The sequence below is a fragment of the Bacillus sp. F9_6S_D1_P_5 genome (assembly GCF_054823925.1).
This window is the reverse complement of sequence record NZ_JBTREW010000003.1, coordinates 116,042-139,572: the sequence shown is the minus strand read 5'-3', so window position 1 is coordinate 139,572 and position 23,531 is coordinate 116,042. Positions and strand designations below refer to the sequence as shown.

General features: G+C 34.8%; 35 protein-coding genes and 1 pseudogene. 26 read left to right on the top strand and 10 right to left on the bottom strand.

The genetic code is table 11. From position 1 onward, the window contains the following. Positions 1-8 precede the first annotated feature (8 nt). From comGA to ACUXEY_RS05435, 10 genes and pseudogenes are all read left to right on the top strand, one after another. Positions 9-617, top strand: a pseudogene (gene comGA / locus ACUXEY_RS05480) (competence protein ComGA); the annotation flags it as partial. Continuing rightward, positions 610-1,641 (top strand): competence type IV pilus assembly protein ComGB, encoded by a 1,032-nt coding sequence (comGB, locus tag ACUXEY_RS05475; RefSeq protein ID WP_166701815.1) that lies wholly within the window; start codon positions 610-612, stop codon positions 1,639-1,641. The pseudogene comGA and the gene comGB, both read left to right, overlap by 8 nt. Before the next feature lie 11 nt (positions 1,642-1,652). Continuing rightward, entirely contained in the window at positions 1,653-1,952 is a 300-nt protein-coding gene (gene comGC / locus ACUXEY_RS05470; protein ID WP_166701816.1) for a competence type IV pilus major pilin ComGC, read from the top strand. Next, complete coding sequence (comGD, locus tag ACUXEY_RS05465; RefSeq protein ID WP_166701817.1) at positions 1,949-2,404, top strand: comG operon protein ComGD; 456 nt, start codon at positions 1,949-1,951, stop codon at positions 2,402-2,404. Before comGC ends, comGD begins: the two co-directional genes overlap by 4 nt. Next, positions 2,397-2,699: a competence type IV pilus minor pilin ComGE gene (gene comGE / locus ACUXEY_RS05460; RefSeq protein ID WP_166702110.1), complete on the top strand. Its 303-nt coding sequence runs from the start codon at positions 2,397-2,399 to the stop codon at positions 2,697-2,699. The genes comGD and comGE overlap by 8 nt, the downstream gene beginning before the upstream one ends. After that, positions 2,669-3,139: a competence type IV pilus minor pilin ComGF gene (comGF, locus tag ACUXEY_RS05455; protein ID WP_461300240.1), complete on the top strand. Its 471-nt coding sequence runs from the start codon at positions 2,669-2,671 to the stop codon at positions 3,137-3,139. Before comGE ends, comGF begins: the two co-directional genes overlap by 31 nt. Next, complete coding sequence (gene comGG / locus ACUXEY_RS05450; protein WP_461300239.1) at positions 3,136-3,507, top strand: competence type IV pilus minor pilin ComGG; 372 nt, start codon at positions 3,136-3,138, stop codon at positions 3,505-3,507. The genes comGF and comGG overlap by 4 nt, the downstream gene beginning before the upstream one ends. A 174-nt stretch (positions 3,508-3,681) precedes the next feature. Then, positions 3,682-4,332, top strand: coding sequence for a 2OG-Fe(II) oxygenase (locus ACUXEY_RS05445; RefSeq protein WP_461300238.1), 651 nt, complete (start codon positions 3,682-3,684; stop codon positions 4,330-4,332). A gap of 74 nt (positions 4,333-4,406) precedes the next feature. Beyond that, positions 4,407-4,904, top strand: coding sequence for a shikimate kinase (locus tag ACUXEY_RS05440; protein ID WP_461300237.1), 498 nt, complete (start codon positions 4,407-4,409; stop codon positions 4,902-4,904). 38 nt (positions 4,905-4,942) lie between these two features. Continuing rightward, positions 4,943-5,143 (top strand): YqzE family protein, encoded by a 201-nt coding sequence (locus ACUXEY_RS05435; RefSeq protein WP_000106080.1) that lies wholly within the window; start codon positions 4,943-4,945, stop codon positions 5,141-5,143. 67 nt (positions 5,144-5,210) lie between these two features. On the opposite strand, the gene ACUXEY_RS05430 is transcribed toward ACUXEY_RS05435, so the two are convergent. After that, positions 5,211-5,843 (bottom strand): VC0807 family protein, encoded by a 633-nt coding sequence (locus ACUXEY_RS05430; RefSeq protein WP_001073110.1) that lies wholly within the window; start codon positions 5,841-5,843, stop codon positions 5,211-5,213. Positions 5,844-5,983: 140 nt separating this feature from the next. Beyond that, complete coding sequence (locus ACUXEY_RS05425; protein WP_071721462.1) at positions 5,984-6,100, bottom strand: GTP pyrophosphokinase; 117 nt, start codon at positions 6,098-6,100, stop codon at positions 5,984-5,986. 73 nt (positions 6,101-6,173) lie between these two features. Between ACUXEY_RS05425 and ACUXEY_RS05420 the strand changes: the two genes are divergently transcribed. Then, complete coding sequence (locus ACUXEY_RS05420; protein WP_000032702.1) at positions 6,174-6,401, top strand: hypothetical protein; 228 nt, start codon at positions 6,174-6,176, stop codon at positions 6,399-6,401. Between the two features lie 97 nt (positions 6,402-6,498). Continuing rightward, positions 6,499-6,630, top strand: a complete 132-nt coding sequence (locus tag ACUXEY_RS05415) for a hypothetical protein (RefSeq protein ID WP_048531130.1) — start codon at positions 6,499-6,501, stop codon at positions 6,628-6,630. A 35-nt stretch (positions 6,631-6,665) separates the two neighbouring features. Here ACUXEY_RS05415 and ACUXEY_RS05410 read toward each other — a convergent pair whose 3' ends face one another. Continuing rightward, on the bottom strand, positions 6,666-7,460 hold the full coding sequence (locus ACUXEY_RS05410) for a YqhG family protein (RefSeq protein WP_461300236.1): 795 nt from the start codon (positions 7,458-7,460) through the stop codon (positions 6,666-6,668). Then, entirely contained in the window at positions 7,447-9,129 is a 1,683-nt protein-coding gene (locus ACUXEY_RS05405; protein ID WP_001100039.1) for a DEAD/DEAH box helicase, read from the bottom strand. Before ACUXEY_RS05405 ends, ACUXEY_RS05410 begins: the two co-directional genes overlap by 14 nt. Positions 9,130-9,520: 391 nt before the next feature. Between ACUXEY_RS05405 and gcvT the strand changes: the two genes are divergently transcribed. The 12 genes from gcvT to ACUXEY_RS05345 all read left to right on the top strand — a co-directional run bounded on the left by gcvT (position 9,521) and on the right by ACUXEY_RS05345 (position 18,577). Continuing rightward, complete coding sequence (gcvT, locus tag ACUXEY_RS05400) at positions 9,521-10,621, top strand: glycine cleavage system aminomethyltransferase GcvT (protein WP_087956936.1); 1,101 nt, start codon at positions 9,521-9,523, stop codon at positions 10,619-10,621. 20 nt (positions 10,622-10,641) lie between these two features. Continuing rightward, positions 10,642-11,985, top strand: a complete 1,344-nt coding sequence (gene gcvPA, locus ACUXEY_RS05395; RefSeq protein WP_048531122.1) for an aminomethyl-transferring glycine dehydrogenase subunit 1 — start codon at positions 10,642-10,644, stop codon at positions 11,983-11,985. Further along, the gene (gene gcvPB, locus ACUXEY_RS05390; RefSeq protein ID WP_166701823.1) at positions 11,982-13,457 is read left to right on the top strand and encodes an aminomethyl-transferring glycine dehydrogenase subunit 2; all 1,476 of its coding nucleotides are present in this window, start codon (positions 11,982-11,984) and stop codon (positions 13,455-13,457) included. The genes gcvPA and gcvPB overlap by 4 nt, the downstream gene beginning before the upstream one ends. Positions 13,458-13,749: 292 nt before the next feature. Then, the gene (locus ACUXEY_RS05385) at positions 13,750-13,953 is read left to right on the top strand and encodes a DUF3929 family protein (RefSeq protein ID WP_000639160.1); all 204 of its coding nucleotides are present in this window, start codon (positions 13,750-13,752) and stop codon (positions 13,951-13,953) included. Between the two features lie 70 nt (positions 13,954-14,023). Continuing rightward, on the top strand, positions 14,024-14,215 hold the full coding sequence (locus ACUXEY_RS05380; RefSeq protein ID WP_000535935.1) for a hypothetical protein: 192 nt from the start codon (positions 14,024-14,026) through the stop codon (positions 14,213-14,215). A 118-nt stretch (positions 14,216-14,333) separates the two neighbouring features. Further along, positions 14,334-14,708 (top strand): GntR family transcriptional regulator, encoded by a 375-nt coding sequence (locus ACUXEY_RS05375; protein WP_001021358.1) that lies wholly within the window; start codon positions 14,334-14,336, stop codon positions 14,706-14,708. 3 nt (positions 14,709-14,711) lie between these two features. Continuing rightward, positions 14,712-15,584 (top strand): ABC transporter ATP-binding protein, encoded by an 873-nt coding sequence (locus ACUXEY_RS05370; RefSeq protein WP_166701825.1) that lies wholly within the window; start codon positions 14,712-14,714, stop codon positions 15,582-15,584. Next, complete coding sequence (locus ACUXEY_RS05365; RefSeq protein WP_461300235.1) at positions 15,565-16,233, top strand: ABC-2 transporter permease; 669 nt, start codon at positions 15,565-15,567, stop codon at positions 16,231-16,233. Before ACUXEY_RS05370 ends, ACUXEY_RS05365 begins: the two co-directional genes overlap by 20 nt. Before the next feature lie 14 nt (positions 16,234-16,247). Further along, on the top strand, positions 16,248-16,880 hold the full coding sequence (locus ACUXEY_RS05360; RefSeq protein ID WP_461300234.1) for an ABC-2 transporter permease: 633 nt from the start codon (positions 16,248-16,250) through the stop codon (positions 16,878-16,880). 31 nt (positions 16,881-16,911) lie between these two features. Beyond that, entirely contained in the window at positions 16,912-17,535 is a 624-nt protein-coding gene (locus tag ACUXEY_RS05355) for an ABC-2 transporter permease (protein WP_327958423.1), read from the top strand. Between the two features lie 13 nt (positions 17,536-17,548). Continuing rightward, positions 17,549-18,142: an ABC-2 transporter permease gene (locus tag ACUXEY_RS05350; RefSeq protein ID WP_429600039.1), complete on the top strand. Its 594-nt coding sequence runs from the start codon at positions 17,549-17,551 to the stop codon at positions 18,140-18,142. Positions 18,143-18,388: 246 nt separating this feature from the next. After that, the gene (locus ACUXEY_RS05345; RefSeq protein ID WP_208326572.1) at positions 18,389-18,577 is read left to right on the top strand and encodes a hypothetical protein; all 189 of its coding nucleotides are present in this window, start codon (positions 18,389-18,391) and stop codon (positions 18,575-18,577) included. A 16-nt stretch (positions 18,578-18,593) separates the two neighbouring features. On the opposite strand, the gene ACUXEY_RS05340 is transcribed toward ACUXEY_RS05345, so the two are convergent. The 5 genes from ACUXEY_RS05340 to ACUXEY_RS05320 all read right to left on the bottom strand — a co-directional run bounded on the left by ACUXEY_RS05340 (position 18,594) and on the right by ACUXEY_RS05320 (position 21,243). Further along, the gene (locus ACUXEY_RS05340; protein WP_166701830.1) at positions 18,594-18,851 is read right to left on the bottom strand and encodes a DUF3975 family protein; all 258 of its coding nucleotides are present in this window, start codon (positions 18,849-18,851) and stop codon (positions 18,594-18,596) included. A gap of 15 nt (positions 18,852-18,866) precedes the next feature. After that, on the bottom strand, positions 18,867-19,181 hold the full coding sequence (locus tag ACUXEY_RS05335; protein WP_000312623.1) for a DMT family transporter: 315 nt from the start codon (positions 19,179-19,181) through the stop codon (positions 18,867-18,869). Position 19,182: 1 nt separating this feature from the next. Continuing rightward, entirely contained in the window at positions 19,183-19,515 is a 333-nt protein-coding gene (locus ACUXEY_RS05330) for a DMT family transporter (protein ID WP_000312340.1), read from the bottom strand. A gap of 71 nt (positions 19,516-19,586) precedes the next feature. After that, positions 19,587-20,168: a TetR/AcrR family transcriptional regulator gene (locus ACUXEY_RS05325; protein WP_166701831.1), complete on the bottom strand. Its 582-nt coding sequence runs from the start codon at positions 20,166-20,168 to the stop codon at positions 19,587-19,589. Positions 20,169-20,265: 97 nt separating this feature from the next. After that, positions 20,266-21,243 carry a LacI family DNA-binding transcriptional regulator gene (locus ACUXEY_RS05320; protein ID WP_461300233.1) on the bottom strand — a complete coding sequence of 326 codons (978 nt, stop codon included), beginning with the start codon at positions 21,241-21,243 and terminating at the stop codon, positions 20,266-20,268. A 318-nt stretch (positions 21,244-21,561) separates the two neighbouring features. Between ACUXEY_RS05320 and ACUXEY_RS05315 the strand changes: the two genes are divergently transcribed. Then, positions 21,562-22,098, top strand: coding sequence for a DNA polymerase III subunit delta (locus tag ACUXEY_RS05315; RefSeq protein ID WP_429600097.1), 537 nt, complete (start codon positions 21,562-21,564; stop codon positions 22,096-22,098). 39 nt (positions 22,099-22,137) lie between these two features. Here ACUXEY_RS05315 and ACUXEY_RS05310 read toward each other — a convergent pair whose 3' ends face one another. Next, a complete protein-coding gene (locus ACUXEY_RS05310; RefSeq protein ID WP_048531103.1) occupies positions 22,138-22,521 on the bottom strand; it encodes a rhodanese-like domain-containing protein in 384 nt (127 codons plus the stop codon). 170 nt (positions 22,522-22,691) lie between these two features. Here ACUXEY_RS05310 and ACUXEY_RS05305 point away from each other — a divergent pair, with 170 nt between their 5' ends. After that, entirely contained in the window at positions 22,692-23,528 is an 837-nt protein-coding gene (locus tag ACUXEY_RS05305) for a lipoate--protein ligase family protein (protein WP_060488295.1), read from the top strand. The last annotated feature ends 3 nt before the right edge of the window (positions 23,529-23,531 follow it).

The following is a 23,531-nucleotide window of genomic DNA, read 5'->3' as shown; positions in this document are numbered from 1 at the left end:
ACTACAAAACTGGTTCAGGAAAGACAACAACAATGTATGCATTATTAGAGGTAATTAGAAAAAAGAAAACACGTCGCATCGTTACACTGGAAGATCCAGTTGAAAAAAGAAATGATGATGTATTACAAATTCAAATAAATGAAAAAGCAGGTATCACATATGAGGCGGGACTAAAGGCTATTTTACGTCATGATCCAGATATTATTTTAGTTGGCGAAATTCGTGATGAAGAGACAGCAAAAATCGCTATAAGAGCAAGTTTGACTGGCCATTTAGTAATGACGACATTGCATACGAATGATGCGAAAGGGGCGATACTTCGTTTCATGGATTTTGGTATAACGAGGCAAGAGATTGAACAATCTTTATTGGCTATAGCTGCACAGCGACTTGTCGAATTGAAGTGTCCGTTTTGCAAAAGAAAGTGCTCAACTTTATGTAAATCAATGAGGCAAGTAAGACAAGCGAGTATTTATGAGTTGTTATATGGATATGAATTAAAACAAGCGATTAAAGAAGCAAACGGGGAATGTGTCACATACAAGCATGAGACATTAGAGTCTTCGCTACGAAAAGGATACGCTTTAGGATTTTTAGAAGAGGATGTTTATGTTTAAGAAAATATGGAGTTTAAGTGATCAAGTAGTATTACTGAAACGATTAGGAGAACTATTAGAAAAAGGATACTCCCTTTTGCAGGCATTAGAATTTTTACGCTTTCAATTACCTTTAGAAAAGAAAGTACAATTGCAGCGTATGATTGATGGTTTAAAAGATGGAAAAAGTCTACACGATTCTTTTCATCAATTAAAGTTTCATCAGGAGATGTTAAGCTATTTATTTTATGCCGAGCAACATGGTGATATTTCTTTTGCGTTGCAACAAGGGAGCTCACTTCTTTATAAAAAGGATAAGTACAGGAAAGATATGATGAAAATAATGCAGTATCCTATGTTTTTGGCGTTCTTTTTAATAATCATGATTTTTGTTTTTAACCGCATTTTATTACCGCAGGTTGACATGGTATATAGTTCGTTTGGTTCTACAGCACCTTTACTTACAGAACAAATATTAAGTGCAATTAAGCTGCTACCCTATCTTATTATGAGCACTATTTTTATCGTCTTAATTGGCTGTAGTGTATATATATTTTACTTTCGGAAACTCCCGCATATGAAGCAGATAAAAATTATGCTTCGTATTCCCCTCATAAAAACATTCCTTATTTTAAAGCATTCGCATTATTTCGCTACTCAATTGAGCGGCTTATTACACGGAGGACTATCAGTACTTGAGGCTTTAACAATAATGATGGAGCAAAAGTATCATCCGTTCTTTCAGTATGAAGCGGGCCGAATTAAACACCAATTAATTGCGGGAGAACCGTTGCAATCTATTATTGCAAAAAACGGATATTACGAGGAAGAGCTATCTTATATTATTACGCATGGACAAGCAAATGGTAATTTGGCGATTGAATTAGGTGACTATAGCGATCTTATCATGGAGAAGATGGAGCAAAAAGTTAAACGCATGTTAGTGATCATTCAACCGATTTTATTTACGTGTATTGGAGGAATAGTCGTTCTTATGTATTTAGCGATGATTATGCCAATGTTTCAAATGATGAATTCTATTTAGGAGGTATTTACATGCAGAATGAGGAGGGATTTACCCTTTTAGAAATGTTATTAGTTATGGTGGTAATAACTGTATTATTACTATTAATTATTCCTAATGTAGTTACACAGCGTTCATCCGTTGAAGGAAAAGGATGTAAAGCCTATGTGAAATCTATAGAAGCCCAAATACAAGTATACCAATTACAACATAATAAAATTCCCTCGTTAAAAGAGCTAAGTGATGAAAAATATATTACATCTGATAAGTGTCCGAATGGTGAATCCATTTATATTTCAAATGATGGCACAGTATCAAGTGGGAAACTGTGAAACAAAAAGGTTTTACTCTTTTAGAAATGCTACTCGTTCTATTTGCAATTTCTGTACTAAGTATGGTCATGTATTACAATGTACATTCATTATATGAAAAACAAAAAATCGAACAATTTTTGAGACAGTTTTCAAATGATATTTTGTATATGCAACAATTAGCGATAAACCGTCAAAAACATTATACATTACGATGGTATAAAGATAGACATATGTACTATATAGGGGAATCGAGTACGAATCTTGCTATCATTAAAAGAGAATATGATAGCGATATACAAATTGATTTGAATACTTTTCCCAATCCGATGACATATAATCCGAGTGGAAATATTAATAGAGGTGGTACAATTTTACTTTCGTATCGAAGTTATAAATATGAGGTTGTATTTCAGCTTGGAAGAGGGAGATTTACGTATCGTGAAATGTCAAAAAGGGTCAGTGATGGCTGAAATGCTTGTGGCATTAAGTATAGTAATGATGGCGGTATCTTTACTACTTCCGCAAACAATATTGATTATGCAAGAACGAAAAAACATACAAATTCGTTACAATGCATTTGTATTATTAAAAAGGGAAGCAGCTTTATATATGTATGAGAATGAGGTGAAACAACAGAAAGAAAAAGTCATAAATGGAAATGTATATTACACATATTGGGGAGGAAATGAAGTTTGTGCTATGTGGAAAGATGTGAAAGGAAGAATGATGGAACAATGCTTTTATGCAGGAGAAAAAACAAATTAGAAGTTGGATTTACATTAATAGAAATGATCGTATGTTTTTTTCTGTTATCACTGTTCTTTTTACTCTTGCCACGTTTAAACTTTATCGGAATAGAAAACAAAAAATCGAAAGGATTAAATAATTGGGAATGGGATGTGTTTATAGGACAAGTACAATTAGAATTTCGTGAAGTATCATTTGTAGAAAAAATAGTCCCTGAAAATAAAGATAATCTTTTGCGCTTCCGCCTTCGTACTGGAGATGAAGTGACGTACGAAAAATTAAATAATCGTCTTATAAGAAAAGTGAATATGCGCGGAAGAGAAGTTATATTACAAAATATTGAAATGGTTTCATATGAAGTAACCCCTCATTTGCTCTTTATAAATGTGAAAGATATGAGTGGGAAAACATATGAAGGTGTAGCTGTAAGGTATAGTGAGATGGACATAAATATATGAGAAAACAAGATGGATTTACGATGCCAGGAACAATCATTTTTCTTGTATTATTAACTTCGTTCTTTGTATACGAAACGAATATGTTACTTATAGATAAAAAATTTTATATTGAAATAGAGCAAAAGTTTGTATTGGAGGAACTACTAAGTCAATCGATTACAAATATAAAAAAAGACTTACAGCAAAAAGAAAAGGAAGATACATTTTTCTTTCAATATGAAAAGGGTGAAGCCAGTGGGAATTACGTCTTTGAAAACGATGATATTCTCATTTCGTTGCAGTGCAAAATTAAACAGGAAATTTTCTATAAAGTAAGCTTTCGGTATAGAAAAAAGGATGAAAAAATATTCGATTGGGTAGAAGGATAGTCTGTGAAATATACGGATGAAAACCATAATTTCTCATTTTGTAATAGGTTGTTTTTAAAAAGGAAATGGATAAATAAAACACTTCAAAGTTTAAATTTTCTCAAAAAAGAGAAAGGTAGAAAGAATATGATATATTCAAGCTATCCAAACATATTTTTTAGGGAGAATAGGGAAATGACAAATAACAATCAAATAGGTGAAAATAAGGAACAAACTATTTTTGATCATAAAGGAAATGCAATTATGACAGAAGATAGGGAAATACACATTATTTCAAAATTCGAAGAACCTCTTATTGTCGTGTTAGGAAATGTATTAAGCGATGAAGAATGCGATGAATTGATTGAATTGTCTAAAAATAAGTTAGCACGTTCTAAAGTTGGTTCATCACGTGATGTAAATGATATTCGAACGAGTAGTGGTGCATTTTTGGACGATAATGAACTTACTGCGAAGATTGAAAAACGAATTTCATCTATCATGAATGTTCCTGTGTCGCATGGAGAAGGATTACACATTTTAAACTATGAAGTGGATCAACAATATAAAGCGCATTATGATTATTTTGCGGAACATAGTAGATCAGCTGCTAATAATCGTATTAGTACGCTTGTTATGTACTTAAATGATGTAGAAGAAGGCGGAGAAACGTTCTTTCCGAAATTAAATCTTTCTGTGAACCCTAGAAAGGGAATGGCAGTATACTTTGAGTATTTTTATCAAGATCAATCATTGAATGAGCTTACGTTACATGGAGGGGCACCTGTAACGAAAGGTGAGAAATGGATTGCAACGCAGTGGGTGAGAAGAGGCACTTATAAGTAAAAACGTTTTTTTATTAAATAATGGAATCATTCGTTATAATAACAAATAATAACGAATGATTGAGAGGAACGAACATGAAATCTATATACATAACCGGTTATATGGGAGCAGGGAAAACAACAATTGGAAAAGCATTAAGTAAAGAACTTCATATGGATGTTGTCGATACAGACCAAAAAATTGAAGAGAAGCAAGAGAAGGCAATTCGTGATATTTTTGCCGAAGAAGGTGAAATGGCTTTTCGGGAATATGAAAGTGAAATGTTACGTTCATTACCGAGTTGTAATGTAATTATTACAACTGGTGGTGGAATCATTGAACGAGAGGAAAACCGAAAGTGGATGAAGGAAAATGGAACCATCGTGTATTTATATTGTGATCCACATGTAATTGCGGAAAGACTTCGTGAGGATACGACACGTCCACTATTTCAGAAGAAAGATATAGAGGCATTTGTGGCAAAATTTGAATCGCGCCGAGCTTATTATGAAGAGGCTCATATTCATATTGATACGACGAATAAGTCTGTAAAGCAAATTATGAATGAATTAAAAGAAGAGATTAATGAATAAAAAAGTGGACATACTAATCAAGTAGAGGTGATGATAATATGTCTACTAATGATTATGTTCGCTTTGTGACGCAGCAGTTTGTGTCGTATATGGATGCTCCAAAAGAAGATCGTAAACAAAAGAAAGAACAACGCCGTGCTGAAAAAGAGCCATTTATGAATAAGTGGTTTGGTGTTATGCCGCTAAGTGCTGCTTTGTTTTATCGAAACGTAAAAGATAAAAGAAAAAAATCAAGTTAACGATTTCGTAATATGTGTAGCAAAATGAAAATCCCCTAGTAGTATGATGCTACTAGGGGATTTTCATTTACTGCACAGATTCTTTTTCTTCTGTAACGGCATGTATTTTATTGTTTACCCAAACAAATCCAATTCCGATACAAATGGAAATGCCCCATCCAACAGCGGTCATAATCGCTCTCATTTCACCATAGCCATCTACACCGAAAACAGAGATGAAATAAATTTTTAAGAAGCTTTTTAATATGAATTGTAGCCCGAAAAATAGCGTTAAATATTGTAGTGCTGGATAAATACGACTATCACGATACAGTTCACGACTTTTATCACGGTCATGGCCTTGCAGTGCGGCAATATCTGCTGCGAAATATAACATAAGTGGTTTTTTTATAAAGATTGTACAGATAACGATAATACCGAGCACGATGTGATAATAAGCATCGTTCCATAACATTCGTTCAGCTGATCCAGATAATAGATCTACCGTTGTATTAGAAATGAGTGTAATTAAAATAAAGAACCCTGTCACGTTAAACTGTTTTTCTTTTTTAAAGGTATACAGTGTATAAATAATCCCCGGAACAGAGGAAAGTAACATCGCGTAATAAGGATCGATATAAGGTTTTGCAAATTTCCAAATGAGGAATGGGATAACGAGATAAAAGACAAGATCTAATATAGCTTTTTTATTTTGATTCATACAAATCCTCCTTAAGTCATACATATATTTTATAATATAATTTCTGAAAATTGTATAAGGTTTAATGGGAAAAGAAAAAATATATCAATTTTTGAGGGAGTAGTAGATTGAAAAAATTGCCCCTAGCGTAGTAAGTTTTTTTAGTATATAATAAAGGAAACGCTTTCATTTTTATTTTGTTCACAAAATGGACGGAAAATCACATATTTACTATCGATATGTTGCTTTATAATGAAACTAATTAAATATACATGCATACAATATTGTGAAATAAATAACATAAATAATTTATATAAATGTAAACGTTATCAAAAGAGAGAGGTGGAGACGATGAGTAAATTTTTCTTCAATCATAATCCAGCAACAGTAGAGGATGGAAGGCTTGTTAAATATGCTGAAATTATTTATGGAGAAGGTGGCCGTTCTGTATTAGAAAATTTAATGGTGAAGGCATCTATCAGATTGCGTGATCGTTATCCGAATAAATCTGACGAGCAGATCTCGAACCTAGTAAATAAAGGCATCCATGATATGTTTCAAAAATATGTAAGCGAGTAAGAGTAGCCAATGGCTGCTCTTATTTTTTTGTATAAGGATGGTGCCTCTAGCTGAAAATAAGGGTGTATTTTGAAAGATATAAAAAGGAGGGGAAAAGATGAGCAATGGAATTGGTCGTTCAAAAGAAAATCTTCCAACTGATGCTAATCATGTGAGCGCAAAGGATCGCGCGTATCAAAAACGCATGGCAAAGCAAAAACAACAAGAGCGTAATGGCGATAAAGGGTAACTCAAAAAAGCTCCTTCTAAAAAAGAAGGGGCTTTTTAAGGTAGAAAATGATTAGCGGTAACGTAAAAGAGTCCGCCATTAATGATTTGCACTGTAATGCGTGGTTCATATTGTTCTTGCAAGGCTTGTTTTTCAATTTCATAGCTTTCGGGAAGTTCATCACTTTCTTCATAAAAACGATTTAAAAGGTCTAAATCGTGATTCCAGCGCACTCTTGCTTCTTTCGCCCACGTATGGTCATCTTCTGCAATTATATTCTTTAAAGCGTCCTCTATACGTTGTAAACCACTTTGCGGTTTAATAATAGGCGAGAGCGTAAAACAAAAGTCAGGTATTTTCGGTGTAAGTTTAATTTTAGTTAATGTTTCATGAAAGTTTGCAATCATTGTGCCAGAAATGAGATGAATACCAATCGAGTGGAGGATGTCCTTTTTTCGATCACATTGATAGGAAACTTTAATATTTACACCGAGCCACGGATGGAGCGGTGTATGTGTTGCTCCGCTATGCCGTACTTCCTCATATAAACGTATGTAAGAGCCTAATTCTTTTGTCGTTTGAAAAATTTGATGAAGGCGTGGGGAACCGTAGTGAATAAGTTCACCATCGTTTTCTTCATTTTCTGGATTCGTAACAAGAGTAAGGCGCATCGGATTCGGTACGCCTCCTGTTTTCTCAAGATAGTGCCAATAAAAAGGGCGATTCATTAATAATTTATCCATCTCAATTGTTAACTGCACATCTAATAAATGAGGAGAACGTTCTAAAATTTCACAGTTATTCGCCTCAAAAAAATTGTATAAGTAATTATGAATTTCATGTTGCTGCATAGCCTTGCACCTCAGCTTCATTTCGTTTCGCAAAGTCGATAATAGATGTTAAGTTTTCCATCTTAATTCGGATTTCTCCTTCACTTTTTGATTGCGCAAATATTTCTTGAATGTGCGCGTCGATGTTTTTCATATTAATTCTCGTTAAAATTTCATCAAGTTCACCGATAACACGCTCAAATAAATTGATTTTTTCATATAACAGTTTCAAAATATGTTCTTCCACAGTGTGTTTTGTAGCTAGGTTATAAATATGAACATCATTCTTTTGACCAAGACGGTGAATACGTCCGATTCTTTGTTCAAGACGCATTGGATTCCATGGCAAATCATAATTGATCATATGGCTACAAAACTGTAAGTTAATTCCTTCACCACCAGCTTCAGTTGCAATTAATACTTGTGCGTGGTTTTGGAAAAGTTCTTTCATCCAATCTTTCTTCCCACGTTTAAACCCGCCGCGGAATGGAACGGAAGAAATACCGTGTTGTTGTAAAAACCATTGTAAGTACATTTGTGACGCTCGATATTCTGTAAAGATGACGACTTTATCGTCAATTTCTTTTATAAGCTCAAGAGCTTTAGTCGCTTTTGAATTGAAAGGAATATGATTAATTTTGTCCATTAGCACATCAATATGTGGGTCTTTTATGTAATGCTCATTTTCTTTCTGCCTTTTTTCTACATGTTTTTTTAATGAATAGTACACAGCCTCGCGACTACTACACGCTTCTCGTTTTAAAGTTAACGATGAGAAAGCGGATGTGAAGGCGTCTTGACCTCGCCAATTTTCGATATCATTATATAGAGCTTGTTCTTGCTCATTAAACTCAACAAAAATTGTACGTACATGTCTCTTTGGCCAATCAATTCCGGTATTATGCCGTCGATTTCGGACCATCACTTTATTAATAAGAGCTTTTAAATCTTCATCAGATTCGGCAGAACGATTTTTTGAAGCGTAATATTCTTCAAAGTTGGATTGATTGCCTAAATGTCCTGGCTTTAATAAAGATACAAGGTTGAAAATTTCATCGATCTTATTTTGAACAGGAGTAGCGGTTAATAATAAACAAAATTTCTTTTTTAAACGCTGTGCAAATTCATAGTTTTTTGTTTTATTATTTTTAAGTTTATGTGCTTCATCGATAATAATAAGGTCATATTCTAAGTTCAAAACGATATCGCGATGCGGTGAACGTTTTGCAGTATCAATTGATGATACAATCACATCGGCTTGTTCCCATGAGTAGCTTTTCTTCTGGGCTACAGCGGGAATGAAAAACTTTGTATTTAGTTCGTATGCCCATTGTGATACGAGAGAAGCAGGGACGAGTATAAGCACTTTTTTCACAAGACCGCGGACCATATATTCTTTTAAAATAAGCCCAGCTTCAATTGTTTTCCCAAGTCCCACTTCATCTGCTAGTATCGCTTTACCATTCATTTGTTCAATGACATTTTGAGCGACTTCCAATTGATGAGGAAGTGGTGTGAAATGAGATAAATGTTTCGGTGCTTGTAATCCATCGAAAGTAGGAACAAGTAATGATTTTTCTGTTTCATAAGCTAAATGGTATAAATCCCAGTTTGTCCAAGGGCCATCTTCATCAATTCTATTTAAAAAATTGTTTTGCCACGTTCGATCTACGGAAATATCGACATTCATTACGACTCTCCCACCTTTTATAAACTAAAGTAATTATTAAAAAATCTTTATTATATAAACCTTGTAATAAGGCACTATTACACATACTAAAAGTTAAAGAATAGATAAAGATAAAGGGCTAAATTTTGAAAGTTGTATTTAATAAGATTAAGAATGAAAAATTCTAAATTATTTTTTATGCTAGAATATTGATGAAATATAGCGAATAATGTTAGGATAATGGTGTGAAATGTGTGGAATCTTTCGTATTTTATCCAAGAAAGTGATTTTTTATTTACGCTTTCATAAAAAAATATAATGAGATTCCGTATATCCTATCTTTTCAGAGTGAAAATGTTTAGATAAGGGAAACAACTTTTATTGATTTGTCAGAGCATAAGGGGGAGAGAGCATGATTACATTACAACGTACACCGTTATTTGATGTATACGCGAAGTATGGTGGGAAAACAATCGACTTCGGTGGTTGGGAGTTACCAGTTCAATTTTCAAGCATTAAAGAAGAACATGAAGCTGTGCGTACAGCGGCAGGTTTGTTCGATGTGTCTCATATGGGAGAAGTTGAGGTAAAAGGTGTAGATAGTTTAGCATTTTTACAACGAGTTGTTACAAATGACGTTTCTACCTTAAAGGTAGGAGGCGCACAATATACAGCTATGTGCTACGAAAATGGTGGTACAGTAGATGATTTATTAATCTACAAACGTGGTGAAGAAGACTATTTATTAGTAATCAACGCATCAAATATCGAGAAAGATTACGAATGGTTAGCTAGCCATGTAATTGGCGATGCGAAAGTAGTCAATGTTTCTAGTGAAGTTGCACAGCTTGCAATTCAAGGACCAAAAGCAGAAGGCATTTTACAAAAAGTTGTGTCAGAAGATTTGAAAGAAATTAAGTTCTTTAAATTTAAAAACGATATTCTTGTAGATGGAATTCCAGCACTTGTATCTCGTACAGGTTACACAGGTGAAGATGGATTTGAAATTTACTGTAAGAGTGAAGATGCTGCAAAACTTTGGGAGAAACTTCTTGAAGTTGGAGCAGAAGAAGGCTTAAAAGCATGTGGTTTAGGTGCTCGTGATACACTTCGCTTCGAAGCAACATTACCACTTTACGGTCAAGAGTTATCAAAAGATATTACACCGATTGAAGCTGGAATTGGCTTTGCGGTAAAACCAAATAAAGAAGCAGACTTCTTTGGAAAAGCGACTTTAAAAGAGCAAAAAGAAAACGGTGCACCTCGTAAGTTAGTCGGCATCGAAGTAATCGAACGTGGAATTCCTCGTACACATTACCCTGTATTTATTGGAGAAGAAAAAATCGGGGAAGTAACGAGTGGTACACAATCTCCAACGTTAAAGAAAAGCATTGGTTTAGCACTAATTGATGTAAAATACGCAGCAGTTGATACAGAAGTAGAAATTGAAATTCGTAATAAACGCGTCAAAGCAGTAGTTGTTCCAACACCATTTTATAAACGTTCAAAGTAACGGGGAGAGGGGTAGATTTCATGTTGCATCGTTATCTTCCAATGACAGAAGAAGACAAAAAAGAAATGTTACAAACGATCGGCGTTCAAACGATCGATGAGTTATTCTCTGATATTCCAGAGAGTGTTCGTTTTAAAGGGGATTTAAAAATTAAAGAAGCAAAATCAGAGCCAGAGCTGTTAAAAGAGTTAACTCAAATGGCTAGTAAAAATGCTAACTTAAAAGAATACGCTTCTTTCTTAGGAGCAGGCGTATACGATCATTACGCTCCAGTAATTGTAGATCACGTTATCTCTCGCTCAGAATTTTATACAGCTTACACGCCATACCAACCAGAAATTTCACAAGGGGAATTACAAGCAATCTTTGAATTCCAAACAATGATTTGTGAATTAACGGGAATGGATGTAGCAAACTCTTCTATGTACGACGGAGGTACAGCTTTAGCTGAAGCGGCGATGCTAGCAGCTGGCCATACTCGTAAAAAGAAAATTCTTGTATCTAGCGCAGTTCATCCAGAATCAAGAGCAGTACTTGAAACGTATGCAAAAGGTCAACATCTTGAAGTTGTTGAAATTAACCATAAAGATGGTGTAACTGATTTAGACGTATTACAAAGTGAAGTAGATGATACAGTTGCTTGTGTAATCGTTCAATATCCAAACTTCTTCGGACAAGTTGAAAAATTAGCTGATATTGAAAAAATCGTTCATCAACAAAAATCATTATTTATCGTTTCTTCAAATCCGTTATCATTAGGCGCATTAACACCACCAGGAAAATTTGGTGCTGATATTGTAATCGGTGATGCACAACCATTTGGTATCCCAACGCAGTTTGGTGGACCACACTGTGGTTACTTTGCAACAACGAAAGCATTTATGCGTAAAATTCCAGGACGTCTTGTCGGACAAACTGTAGATTCAGATGGTAAACGTGGATTCGTATTAACGTTACAAGCACGTGAACAGCATATTCGCCGTGATAAAGCGACGTCTAACATTTGTTCAAACCAAGCGTTAAATGCATTAGCAGCATCAGTTGCAATGACGGCACTTGGTAAACAAGGTGTGAAAGAAATGGCACGTCAAAACATTTCTAAAGCACAATATGCCAAACGTCAATTTGAAGCGAAAGGCTTCACTGTAACATTTGCTGGACCATTCTTCAATGAGTTCGTTGTAGATTGCAAGCGTCCAGTGAAAGAAGTAAACGATGCATTATTACAAAAGAATATTATCGGCGGTTACGACCTAGGCCGTGATTATAAAGAGCATGAAAACCATATGCTTGTAGCAGTAACTGAGCTTCGTACAAAAGAGGAAATTGACACACTTGTAAACGAAATGGGGGCTATCCAATGAAGAACCAAGACCAAGCACTTATCTTTGAAGTGAGTAAAGAAGGACGCATAGGATATAGCCTACCAAAATTAGATGTAGAAGAAGTGAAACTAGAAGATGTATTTGAGAGCGATTATATTCGAGTAGAAGATGCGGAGCTACCAGAAGTATCTGAACTTGATATTATGCGCCATTATACAGCACTTTCAAACCGTAACCACGGTGTTGATTCTGGATTCTATCCACTTGGATCTTGTACGATGAAATATAATCCGAAAATTAATGAAAATGTAGCTCGTTTCGCAGGATTTGCAAATATTCATCCGTTACAAGACGAAAAGACAGTACAAGGTGCATTGGAATTAATGTACGACTTACAAGAGCATTTAATTGAAATTACAGGTATGGATACTGTTACATTACAACCAGCAGCTGGTGCACACGGAGAATGGACAGGCTTAATGTTAATTCGTGCATACCATGAAGCAAATGGTGATTTTAACCGTACGAAAGTAATTGTTCCTGACTCTGCTCACGGAACGAATCCAGCATCTGCAACTGTAGCTGGTTTTGAAACAATTACAGTAAAATCAAATGAACATGGTCTTGTTGACTTAGAAGATTTAAAACGTGTTGTAAACGAAGAAACAGCAGCACTTATGTTAACAAACCCTAATACATTAGGTTTATTCGAAGAAAATATTTTAGAAATGGCAGAAATCGTCCATAATGCAGGCGGTAAATTATACTATGATGGTGCAAACTTAAATGCGGTATTAAGTCAAGCGCGCCCAGGAGATATGGGATTTGACGTTGTGCATTTAAACCTTCATAAAACATTTACAGGTCCTCACGGCGGCGGAGGCCCAGGTTCTGGTCCAGTAGGTGTGAAAGCTGATTTAATTCCGTACTTACCAAAACCAATTTTAGAGAAAACGGAAAATGGCTATCGCTTTAACTATGATCGTCCAGAAGCAATTGGGCGCGTAAAACCATTCTATGGTAACTTCGGAATTAACGTTCGTGCATACACATACATTCGTTCTATGGGTCCAGATGGACTACGTGCAGTAACGGAGTATGCGGTATTAAATGCGAACTATATGATGAGAAGATTAGCACCATTCTATGATCTTCCATTCGATAGACATTGTAAGCATGAGTTTGTATTATCAGGTCGTCGTCAAAAGAAACTTGGTGTCCGTACATTAGATATTGCAAAACGTCTGCTTGATTTCGGTTACCATCCACCAACAATTTACTTCCCATTAAATGTGGAAGAATGTATTATGATTGAACCGACAGAAACAGAATCAAAAGAAACATTAGACGGTTTCATTGATAAGATGATTCAAATTGCTAAAGAAGTAGAAGAAAATCCAGAAGTTGTACAAGAAGCACCTCATACAACAGTCATTAAACGTTTAGACGAAACGATGGCTGCACGTAAACCAGTTTTACGTTATGAAAAGCCAGCTCCTGTACAAGTTTGATTAGAATAACGAAGGAAGAACTCGCTGTATGCGGGTTCTTTTTTTATATGGAGAATCTGTGCAGAATTAGTGAAGAAAATGTTAAAAATTTATATTTTTTGTTTCATAATGGTGTAAAGAAGCAGTTTCATAGGTGATTTTGTTGAAAAAGTCAGTTTGATAAAAGTATTTATTTTTGTTAGAATTTTATTGAAATTAAGAAGATGTAATGAGATAGGAATGACTCATTTTTATGTATATGTGAAAAAACGAGCAAGTTGGGGGTGAAAATGTGGGATATCGGTGTTATAGAATGATATACCATTTAGAAAACGGAAAAACGATTAAAGATGTAAAAGAATTTTGTTATAGAGACCAAGGAAAAGTACTAGAAAGAGTAGCGCATCGAGTAATGGATAATAGAGAAGTGACGGCAATTGATAAGCAAGGAACGATCATTTCAATAGCATGTGAGGACATTGTAAAGGTGGAACTTGATTACATAACAGAAAGTTAACCTTGAGTCATATCGAATTATTCGATAAAATATACTGTTGAATGGTGAAGTGAGAAGAGAGGAGTTTATCATGGGTAGTACAAGACACTTTTATATGTTTATCTTAGCGTTTGTTCTAGTTGTGGCATTAACGATTTATTTAATTGTTGATAGCACTTGGTACAACACAGTTCATCCGGCGTTCCTTCTGTTTATGTATGTAGGAATTGCGGTAGTGAGTTTTGGAATGAGAGATGAGATGTTAGATCGCTTTGAAAAGTGATACATATACGAAAGACCAACAGGAAAATGTTGGTCTTTTTTTCTTGCCAAAAATAGGATGTTGTGTATATACTGTGTATATAAGGTATACACAGTATATACACACACTGGAGGAAAACATGAATATTATTATTTCGAATTCTTCCCAAGACCCTATTTATGTGCAAATAAGAAAACAATTAAGCCAGCTTATTTTAAATGGTGGTTTAAAGGGTGGAGACCAATTACCGTCTATTCGTAGCTTAGCAAAGGAATTACAGATTAGTGTAATTACTACGAAGCGTGCGTACGAGGAGCTTGAAAAAGAAGGATATATAGAAACTGTTGCTGGGAAGGGGACTTATGTTTCACGTAAAAATAATGAACTACTAAAAGAACAAAGGCTTCGTCTATTGGAAAGTAAAGCGGAAGAGGTTGTAAATGAAAGTAAAGCGTTGCAGCTTTCACTTGAAGATTTACAGCAGATGATTGCGTGTTTATATGAGGGGGAATAAAGGGTGTTAGAGCTAAAAAACGTTTGTAAAAGTTATCAAGATTTTGCAGTGAAAAATATAAGTTTTACACTACCACGCGGATATATTATGGGATTTGTCGGGCCGAATGGAGCAGGGAAAAGTACGACGATCAAAATGATTATGAATTTAATTAGAAAAGATAGCGGCGATATAAAAATTTTTGGCAAGGACAATAAGAAAGCCGAAAAGGAAATAAAACAAAATATCGGTTTTGTATATGATGAAAATCATTACTACGAAGATTTAACGTGTGAACAAATGAAGCGTATTATCGCGCCGCTATATAAAAAGTGGGACGAAGAGCAGTATCAATCGTATATGGATAGATTGCAAGTTCCGAAGTATAAAAAAATTAAAGAACTATCAAAAGGGATGAAAATGAAATTTGCGATTGCCATCGCGCTCTCGCACCACGCAGAGTTTATTATTATGGACGAACCGACAGCAGGATTAGATCCAGTTGTTCGAAGTGAATTGCTTGATATGTTGCAAGAGATTGTAATGGAAGATGAAGTATCTGTATTATTCTCAACGCACATTACAACAGACTTAGAGCGTATCGCTGATTATATTACGTTTATCAACGATGGGGAAATTATATTTACTGGTGAGAAAGATGAACTAATGGAGAACTACGTAATCGTAAAGGGAAGTAATGATTTATTAGACCGAGAAGGAAAAGAGCTATTTGTTGGATTACGAAAAAATAAATTTGGTTTTGAAGGGTTAGCGAAGGATAAACAAGCAATCATAGATTGGTTTGGGAATGAGGTTGTACTAGAAAAGCCTACATTAGATGATATTATCGTTTACACTGCGAAAGGGAGAGGTGCCTATGCGTCAGCTCATTTATAAAGATTTGTTCTTTTTTCGGGGGATATGGTTCGTATACTTTATTATACCCTTTATATTCTTTTTATTTGAAAACGGTGATGGAATGCTGTTTCCTATGAGTTGTTTATTTATAACTCTTTCCTCAGTTATGATATTAGTCGCAATAGATGAACGGAATACAAGTGACATTATGATGAATAGTTTACCACTAAGTAGAAAGGATATCATAATTGCTAGATATATTTCCTGTGCAATATTTATTGTAGGGGGCATGGTTTCTACTATGCTAGTTGTTTTTCTTATAAGGTGTATCGCTGTTATTGGTGATATCGGTGCATACTATCCTAAACTTTATATTGAGATTTCATGGTATGAAGTAATAAATGGAATTGTTTACGCCGTATTTTGGATGGGCACCTTTTTCCCTATTTATTATGTTACAAAATCAAAGGCGGTAATAAGTATAATAGCAGCAGCTTCAATAATAGTTGGGGGGATACTTTGGATATTTATTAGTGATGGGCTGAAGGAAGTAGCACCTTCATTCCTTGAGTGGATTATGAATCCTCTGCATATTGGTGTATTTATATTTGGATTCATTGTATTAGTCAGTATTTATATCGCTTCTATGTTTCTTACAATTAAAATTTATGAAACACGTGATTTATAGAGAGGAGAATTCATATGCAACAGTTGATTTTGAAGGAGTTTTTCTTACAGAAGAAGATATTTCCTTTCTATTTTTTAATCCCTATGTTATCTATTTTTAGGGATTCCGTTCAACCAATGGGGATTGCAATAGGATTATTTATAACATGTAGTACAATTATTTATATTTCTTTTTATCATGAGGAGAAAAGTAAAACAGAAAAAGTATTAGTGAGTTTGCCTATAACGAGAAAAGAGATAGTTATAGCTAAATATATTTCAAGCTCATTATTTATTATAGCTGGTTTGAGTATAACTTTTATAGTCATAATATTAGGAAATGTTTTATTAGACAGAGATATAGTTATTCCTGGATATGCGATATTTTCAGCAATAGTAGCAACTTTGATTTATTGTGTAGTAACGATACCTACTAATTACATTGGAGGATATAAAGCTATTACTGTCTTGAATGTGATTATGATTTTTCCTTTAATGGGTATGATTGGCTTTATGTGCAATATTTTTGGTGATGAAATAATCATGTTAAAAGTACTTCACTCTGAAGATGCTACATTATCAATGAGTGTTCTTGGTATCGGAGTGTTAGTAAGTATAGTCATATCAATGTTGCTCTCAATGAAAATGTTTCAGGAGGCAGAGTTATAGAAGGGGCATTTTCATATTAGGAGGGTAAAACATGATCAAGCAATTAGTCTTAAAAGATATGATGTTGCAAAGAAAGTTAAGTTTTGTGTATTTAATATGTTTGTTCTTCCTTGCTATTGTTGATTTTCGTAGTGATAGTTTTTTGATGACATTTATTATGTTTATACCTGTTCTTGGCATGATGCTGTCGATGATTTATGAGGATAGGAATAAAAGTGAAATGGTAATAAATAGTTTACCGTTTCAGCGTAAGGAAATTGTCATAGCAAAATACATATTTATAAGTATTTTAGTTACTTTAGGTGTTTTTTTCTCACTTGTGATTAGTTTAATCCAGTTGCAAAATGAAAATACAACTGCGTTTATGTTATGGGGAGAGATTCTTGGCGGAATAACGGGAGGATTGGTTTATAGCATAATTGTACTCCCAATTGAATTTTCAGTAGGATATAGCAGTGCAAAACAAATTGCTCCCTTCATCGGAATTGCATTTGGGTATTTAAGTGGACTGATTGTAAGTAACGTATGGTTAGATGTAGAGAATGTTTGGAACACGAGTCTTGTTGTAAATAGTTGTTTTATAGCAGGATTGCTTCTTTTATATGTTATGTCTATGTTTATCTCAATTCATTTGTACAATGAGCGTGATTTATAAGGAGGGAGCGATTGTGAAGCAACTTATAATAAAAGACTTTATCATGCAATGGAAGTATTTAATATGGCACTTAATCTATCCTCTTCTCTTGTATATGACATTAATAGATATTAAAAGTTTTTACATAATTATGTCAGCTATAATTCCAGTAATAGCAATTTTAAAAACATTCAATGACGATAAAAAATATAATAGTGAAGTAATAGTAAATAGTTTACCGCTAGCGAAAAAGCAAATTGTGTTAGCTAAATACATAATGGCACTTATTATTTTTATTATAAGTATGATAGTGTCTAGTCCTGTAGTAATCAATCGATTTGAAGATGGAACTTTTGAATTTATAACGACAACAGTAATTACGATTTCTGGCTTTGTTTTTATATATTTAAGCATTGTATTACCGATATTGTTTTGGTTTGGGTATAAAAAAGCTTCTTTTATTACGCTTTTCATACTAATAGCACCGACAGCAATTGGTACCATGTTCTTTGAAATCAGCATGGAACAAATTCAATTATATAACAGCATGTTATTCGTTAGTTCAATATGCATGTTCATAGTATCTATCTTCGTTTCAGTGAAATTGTATGGGAAGAGAGAATTTTAAAAGGTGCCTTATGTAAGGCACCTTCTTCAATAACGACAATATGAAAGTAAGAGTTTATAAACAGAGAGGTTATTCGGTACAACATCTTTTGGAGTATGTAATATAAAGCTGAAAACGATAACGAGAATGAGAAAGAGGAAAAATAAAAATAGGATCTGCTTATGTATAGAATTTTGCATATTATTCACTCCTTTTTTAGGTAGTATGTCCAAAAGAAAGGAGTGTATGAAAAATGTTAGGGGGAGAATGATGAACAAAAGAAAATGGTTATATAGAATAGGGATATTTTTATTTTCAATTGGTCTCATATTAGCAAATTTTTACTCAGATATACCATCACCATTTCCTAATTTGCATAAAGGGGTTGGTATAAGTGTTGTCATCGTTGGTCTTCTTTGTCTTATCACATCAAACTTCTACAGAAAGTCTGAATGATTATAAAAAAGGACAGTTACTCTTTTTCAGAAGTACTGTCCTTTTTAAATAATTTATTCCATAGTTTGGCGATACTCCATATAATGACGATTGCAATGGAGGCAATAATGGACCAAACAATAGATGCAATTTCAAGTGTCATGTTAGGAAGAAATGTAAGAATGGATACGACTCTATGAAACAACCATTCTATTATATGAAAACTGATTTGCAGTAGAATGACGATCCCGAGTGTAATCCATGCTAGCATTTGTTTTCCTTTTTCTTTCCACATGACATTCACCTCACGTTAGCTTAATAGTTTTAAGCCAACAGCGCCGCATAGAATGCAGCTTAAGAAGGCAAGACGACGCCAATCCGCTGATTCACGGAAAATAAGAATACCTAGAAGTGCACTTCCGGCAGTTCCGATTCCAGTCCAAATCGCGTAAGCAGTTCCCATCGGTAATGTGTTCATCGCAAGAGATAAGAAGAAGAAGCTTACGCCGAAGTTAGCGATTAAAATAACTTTTGGTGCCCAGCCTTTCTTTTCAGTGGCTACTTTCATAAAGAGTACACCAATAATTTCACAAATACCAGCTAGAATTAAAAATACCCAAGCCATTTTATGCGGCCTCCTTCGTTTCTTTTTCTTCTGTTACTCGTTTTAAACCAATTACGCCGAAGAAGATTAAGCCGATTAATAAAACTTTTACAATAGAGAAAGGTTCTCCGAAGATGAAAATTTCTGTAAGAACGATCCCACCAGCTCCAATTCCTGTAAAGACGGCGTATACAGTGCCGACAGGTAAATCTTTATAAGCTCTAAATAATAAAACGAAACTAATTGTAATTAATAATGCAACACCAGCCCATTCAAGTGGTGCCTCCGCTTTTTTTAGTCCAATCACCCAAAAGATTTCAATAATACCAGCTATGATTACATAAATCCAAGCCATATGTCACTTCTCCTTCCTACCAGTCGTTAGGTAAAGGGCTTAAAAACGACGCATTGCAAAGGAGCAATCCGTCAGTTTGAAAGGCCTCGCCAAAATACTTGCCAAGAGGCGTTTAAACGAGTCTCAAAGCGATTTAAACCTGCGAATAGTAGCTCAACCATAAGTCCGTCTAGTAAGCATAGGAAAGCTTCTAGAGCGGCTTTTACTTCAATGTTATGCAGTTCACTTTTCTCGTTTGCCTGTTTAAATATAGGGAATAAAAGTTTTCCAACGTTTTCAATGTGTGCATTTGCTTTTTCGATAATTTGTTCGCGAAATGCATCGGGCGGAAAATAAGAAGTTCGTAACCAAAACATTGATTCTTCACTTTCACCAAATCGTTTTGCATAGCCCTTTAGTAACTGTAAGAGCAATTCTTCAGTAGACGAATTTGAAAATTTTTCGATATCGTCAGTGAAGCTTTGCAAATCTTTTTGAAGAGCGGATTCTAAGCATATAAAATATAGCTCTTCTTTTCCTTTAAAGTGTGCGTAAATCGATGGCTTTTTAATCCCAACTTCTTGAGCAATATTTGCTAATGAAGTTCCTTCGTAGCCGTAGCGTGCGAAATGAGAAAGTGCTACAGCTTTAATGCGGTTTGCTGTCATTTTCATCCCCTACCTACCGTTCGTTAGGTTTATTATATGAGATGGAAAATATAAAGTCAATAGGTGAAGGGCTGAAAAAAGAGCGCTATAGGTAACGCTCTTTTTAGACAGTATCTCGCTCAATTAAATGGAATGAAAGCTCTTTTGCGTTCCCGACAATTTGCTCACTCTGGATCTGCTTATGGAATAAAGAAAAAGCATGTGAGCCCATTGCGAGACCAGGATGTTCAATTGTGGAAATTTCTAACGCCTTTGAAATTTCATGATTATCAAATCCAAGGATAGCAAGGTCTTCAGGAACGCGAATGCCATGTTTTCGCGCCTCTGTTAATAAACCAGCTGCAACTTGATCGTTCGCTGTAAAAATAGCGGTTGGACGATTTTTCATGTTTAAAATACGATGGAGTATTTGTGCACCGTCCTGCATTGTATAGCATTGATGAAAAATCCATTCGGGATGTAACGTTTTGCTTTCATTACGAAGTGTATCAGCAAACGCTTTTTCACGTTCTACAGAATTTACACTTGTTTTTCTTGCTAAACAAATCCCGATTTTTTCATGGCCTTTACTAAGTAAATAGGCGGTGCCGAGACGGAAGCCTTCATAATGATCTACGTAGACAGATGAAATGAGGGGGTGGTTCATTTTTTCGCATGAAATAATAGGAGCAAATTTTGCGAAAGGTTCAATTTGTTCCCATGAACTCGTTCGAGAGCAAATAATCATCCCGTCGAATTGTTTCATTTTCATCATTTCAAGAACACGAATTTCTTCAATACTATCGTAATTTGTTTGACATAAATTAATGTGATAGCCAGCTGCTAACGCTTCGTTTCCGATTCCTTCAATAATGGTACTGAAGTATGGAAGGTTAATGAAAGGGAGCATAACGCCGATCGTATATGTTTTTCCCTTTATTAAGTGAATAGCATTTATATTTTTTGCGTAGTTCAATTCTTCAACAGCATCTAGAACACGCTTACGCTTTTCTTCTTTTACGTAAGGGTGATTATTAAGAACGCGGGAAACAGTTGATATGGATACACCAGCAGTTTTTGCAATTTGTTTTATATTGGCCATATGTATCACCTCTTCCACTTATTATAAAGGGAAAATAATAAGAATGAAAAAATCTTGACCTGAAAAGCTTTTCACAAACTATGGTATTAATAAGGCTTCTTTTTATTCGCGTAACCTTTTTATTTGGGCGTGAGAATGATAGAGGTCTTTTTTGCGTCTGTAAAAGAAGTTTTGTCAAAATGTGTGAGAATAACGTGGAAAGTTTTCAAAGGTGGAGTTTGGTAGCGAAGCGAATATGAAGAGCATATAAACGCTTCGTTCGTTAAGAGAGCGGTATGAAAGGGCGGAAACAAATTGAAAAAAAGAATCATTTGTTTCGTGTTTTCTAGTTTCGTGCTTAGTTCGTGTTCGTTTCAGCAAACGATGCAAGAAGAAAAACACTTTGTGGGAACAACAGGAGGAACTATGGATCGTGTTACGGATCCAATTCCGCTGAAGGAGCTTCCAAAATATTTTCCAGTGAAATTTAAAGTTCCGGCGTTTTTACCGTATGACACTACGAGTGATGTAAAGGGAGAAGTCAGAACGATTGAAAAAAAGAACGCTGTCTTAATGATTAAATATAAACAGCGGGAGCCGGGGAGAAATGAGTATATTGAGTTAAATGTTGCAAACTTTCCTTATAGTTTTCCAGATATCGTGGAAGAGAAGCGATTTCAAGAACAAATGAAATTGAATAATGGAGCATTCGCTTATTTTAAAAATAAGGATGACTCTGGGCAAGGAGATGAATTTGCTACGCTTATATGGAAAGAGAAAGGACTTGAATATCAGCTCTTGTATCGTAATGTACAAGAGAATGATCAAGATGTGATTAAGAAAAATTTATTATACATTGCGAATAATATGGAATGAAAAAACTAGCTGAATCATTCAGCTAGTTTTTGTATGTTATTATTTCTTTTTAATTTTTCCAGTCCACGTTTTGAATCCACCTTGTAATTGGTAGAAATCTTTGTAGCCTTGTTTCTTTAAGTATTGAGCCGCACGACCAGTACGGAATCCGCTTTGGCAGTATAAGTAAACTGGTTGATCTTTACGAAGTTCTTTATGACGAAGGCGAATTTGTGATAACGGAATGTTACGTGCGCCTAAAATATGCCCTGCAGTATATTCGTCTGCTTCGCGAATATCGATAAGCTGTGCTTTACGGTAGCCAGCGCGAAACTCTTCTTCTGAAAGTGTTTTAATTAATTTTTTCTGATAGAAATACATCCATACAGTGTAACCGATGAACGCTACGATTACGGCTAATAAAATAATCCAAGTTGTTGACACGATTCTATCGCTCCCTTTTTTCTTATCCTACTTTCAATATTATAATGCCCGTATGTATTTATGCAACAGATTCATTTGTATATAAGAAGAAATTTCGTATTCTTTCACAAATTTTGTCGAATTTGGTAGACTAGAGAATGTGAAAAATAATTGGTTATATGAGGTGCAGGATGGGAAAAGAAAAATGGTGTTATATTAACTCTGGTCAATGTTCACCGGCATTTAATATGGCGTTAGATGAATGTTTATTAAATTGGCAAAGTGAAAAGAAAATGCCACCAACTATTCGTTTTTACGAATGGGAAGTACCAACATTAACAGTCGGGTATTTCCAGCGTGTTGAAAAAGATATTAATATGGATGTAGTTAACGAAAAGAAATATGGATTCGTTCGTCGTCAAACAGGCGGCAGGGGTGTACTACATGATAAAGAATTAACGTACAGTGTTATTGTGTCTGAAGATCATCCAAATATGCCAAAAACAGTTACAGAAGCGTATCGTGTTATTTCGCAAGGTTTACTAGACGGTTTTAAAGCATTAGGGTTAGAAGCGTATTATGCAGTTCCAAAAACAGAAGCAGATCGTGAAAATTTAAAAAATCCACGCTCAGGCGTATGTTTTGATGCACCATCTTGGTATGAAATCGTAGTAGAAGGAAGAAAAATCGCAGGTAGTGCTCAAACACGCCAAAAAGGTGTGATTTTACAGCACGGGTCGATTCCGTTAGAAATAGATTTAGATGAGTTATATGATCTGTTTTTATTCCCGAATGAACGTGTAAAAGAACGTATGAAGAGTATGTTCTCTTCTAAAGCGGTAGCAATTAATGAATTAACAGACCGTACGTTTACAATCGATCAGTTAATTAAAGCGTTTGAGGTTGGGTTTGAAAAAGGATTAGATGTAGAGCTTGTTCCGTATGAATTAACAGAAGAACAATTACATGAAGTACAAACATTAGCAAAAGAGAAGTATGAAAGTAAAGAATGGAATTATAAAAAATAAGAG

Coding starts and splice junctions, on each gene's coding strand:
- ACUXEY_RS05415 (WP_048531130.1), top strand. CDS start 6,499: ATGAGCAATGGAATTGGTCGTTCAAAAGAAAATCTTCCAACTGATGCT.
- ACUXEY_RS05325 (WP_166701831.1), bottom strand. CDS start 20,168: ATGAAAATGACAGCAAACCGCATTAAAGCTGTAGCACTTTCTCATTTC.
- comGE (WP_166702110.1), top strand. CDS start 2,397: ATGGCTGAAATGCTTGTGGCATTAAGTATAGTAATGATGGCGGTATCT.
- ACUXEY_RS05330 (WP_000312340.1), bottom strand. CDS start 19,515: ATGGCTTGGATTTATGTAATCATAGCTGGTATTATTGAAATCTTTTGG.
- ACUXEY_RS05410 (WP_461300236.1), bottom strand. CDS start 7,460: ATGCAGCAACATGAAATTCATAATTACTTATACAATTTTTTTGAGGCG.
- ACUXEY_RS05375 (WP_001021358.1), top strand. CDS start 14,334: ATGAATATTATTATTTCGAATTCTTCCCAAGACCCTATTTATGTGCAA.
- ACUXEY_RS05365 (WP_461300235.1), top strand. CDS start 15,565: ATGCGTCAGCTCATTTATAAAGATTTGTTCTTTTTTCGGGGGATATGG.
- comGF (WP_461300240.1), top strand. CDS start 2,669: ATGCTTTTATGCAGGAGAAAAAACAAATTAGAAGTTGGATTTACATTA.
- ACUXEY_RS05380 (WP_000535935.1), top strand. CDS start 14,024: ATGGGTAGTACAAGACACTTTTATATGTTTATCTTAGCGTTTGTTCTA.
- gcvT (WP_087956936.1), top strand. CDS start 9,521: ATGATTACATTACAACGTACACCGTTATTTGATGTATACGCGAAGTAT.
- comGG (WP_461300239.1), top strand. CDS start 3,136: ATGAGAAAACAAGATGGATTTACGATGCCAGGAACAATCATTTTTCTT.
- ACUXEY_RS05355 (WP_327958423.1), top strand. CDS start 16,912: ATGATCAAGCAATTAGTCTTAAAAGATATGATGTTGCAAAGAAAGTTA.
- ACUXEY_RS05335 (WP_000312623.1), bottom strand. CDS start 19,181: ATGGCTTGGGTATTTTTAATTCTAGCTGGTATTTGTGAAATTATTGGT.
- ACUXEY_RS05440 (WP_461300237.1), top strand. CDS start 4,407: ATGAAATCTATATACATAACCGGTTATATGGGAGCAGGGAAAACAACA.
- ACUXEY_RS05385 (WP_000639160.1), top strand. CDS start 13,750: ATGATATACCATTTAGAAAACGGAAAAACGATTAAAGATGTAAAAGAA.
- comGB (WP_166701815.1), top strand. CDS start 610: ATGTTTAAGAAAATATGGAGTTTAAGTGATCAAGTAGTATTACTGAAA.
- ACUXEY_RS05305 (WP_060488295.1), top strand. CDS start 22,692: ATGGGAAAAGAAAAATGGTGTTATATTAACTCTGGTCAATGTTCACCG.
- ACUXEY_RS05420 (WP_000032702.1), top strand. CDS start 6,174: ATGAGTAAATTTTTCTTCAATCATAATCCAGCAACAGTAGAGGATGGA.
- comGC (WP_166701816.1), top strand. CDS start 1,653: ATGCAGAATGAGGAGGGATTTACCCTTTTAGAAATGTTATTAGTTATG.
- ACUXEY_RS05435 (WP_000106080.1), top strand. CDS start 4,943: ATGTCTACTAATGATTATGTTCGCTTTGTGACGCAGCAGTTTGTGTCG.
- ACUXEY_RS05430 (WP_001073110.1), bottom strand. CDS start 5,843: ATGAATCAAAATAAAAAAGCTATATTAGATCTTGTCTTTTATCTCGTT.
- ACUXEY_RS05425 (WP_071721462.1), bottom strand. CDS start 6,100: ATGCATGTATATTTAATTAGTTTCATTATAAAGCAACATATCGATAGT.
- gcvPB (WP_166701823.1), top strand. CDS start 11,982: ATGAAGAACCAAGACCAAGCACTTATCTTTGAAGTGAGTAAAGAAGGA.
- ACUXEY_RS05340 (WP_166701830.1), bottom strand. CDS start 18,851: ATGTGGAAAGAAAAAGGAAAACAAATGCTAGCATGGATTACACTCGGG.
- ACUXEY_RS05445 (WP_461300238.1), top strand. CDS start 3,682: ATGACAAATAACAATCAAATAGGTGAAAATAAGGAACAAACTATTTTT.
- ACUXEY_RS05405 (WP_001100039.1), bottom strand. CDS start 9,129: ATGAATGTCGATATTTCCGTAGATCGAACGTGGCAAAACAATTTTTTA.
- ACUXEY_RS05320 (WP_461300233.1), bottom strand. CDS start 21,243: ATGGCCAATATAAAACAAATTGCAAAAACTGCTGGTGTATCCATATCA.
- ACUXEY_RS05345 (WP_208326572.1), top strand. CDS start 18,389: ATGATGAACAAAAGAAAATGGTTATATAGAATAGGGATATTTTTATTT.
- gcvPA (WP_048531122.1), top strand. CDS start 10,642: ATGTTGCATCGTTATCTTCCAATGACAGAAGAAGACAAAAAAGAAATG.
- ACUXEY_RS05360 (WP_461300234.1), top strand. CDS start 16,248: ATGCAACAGTTGATTTTGAAGGAGTTTTTCTTACAGAAGAAGATATTT.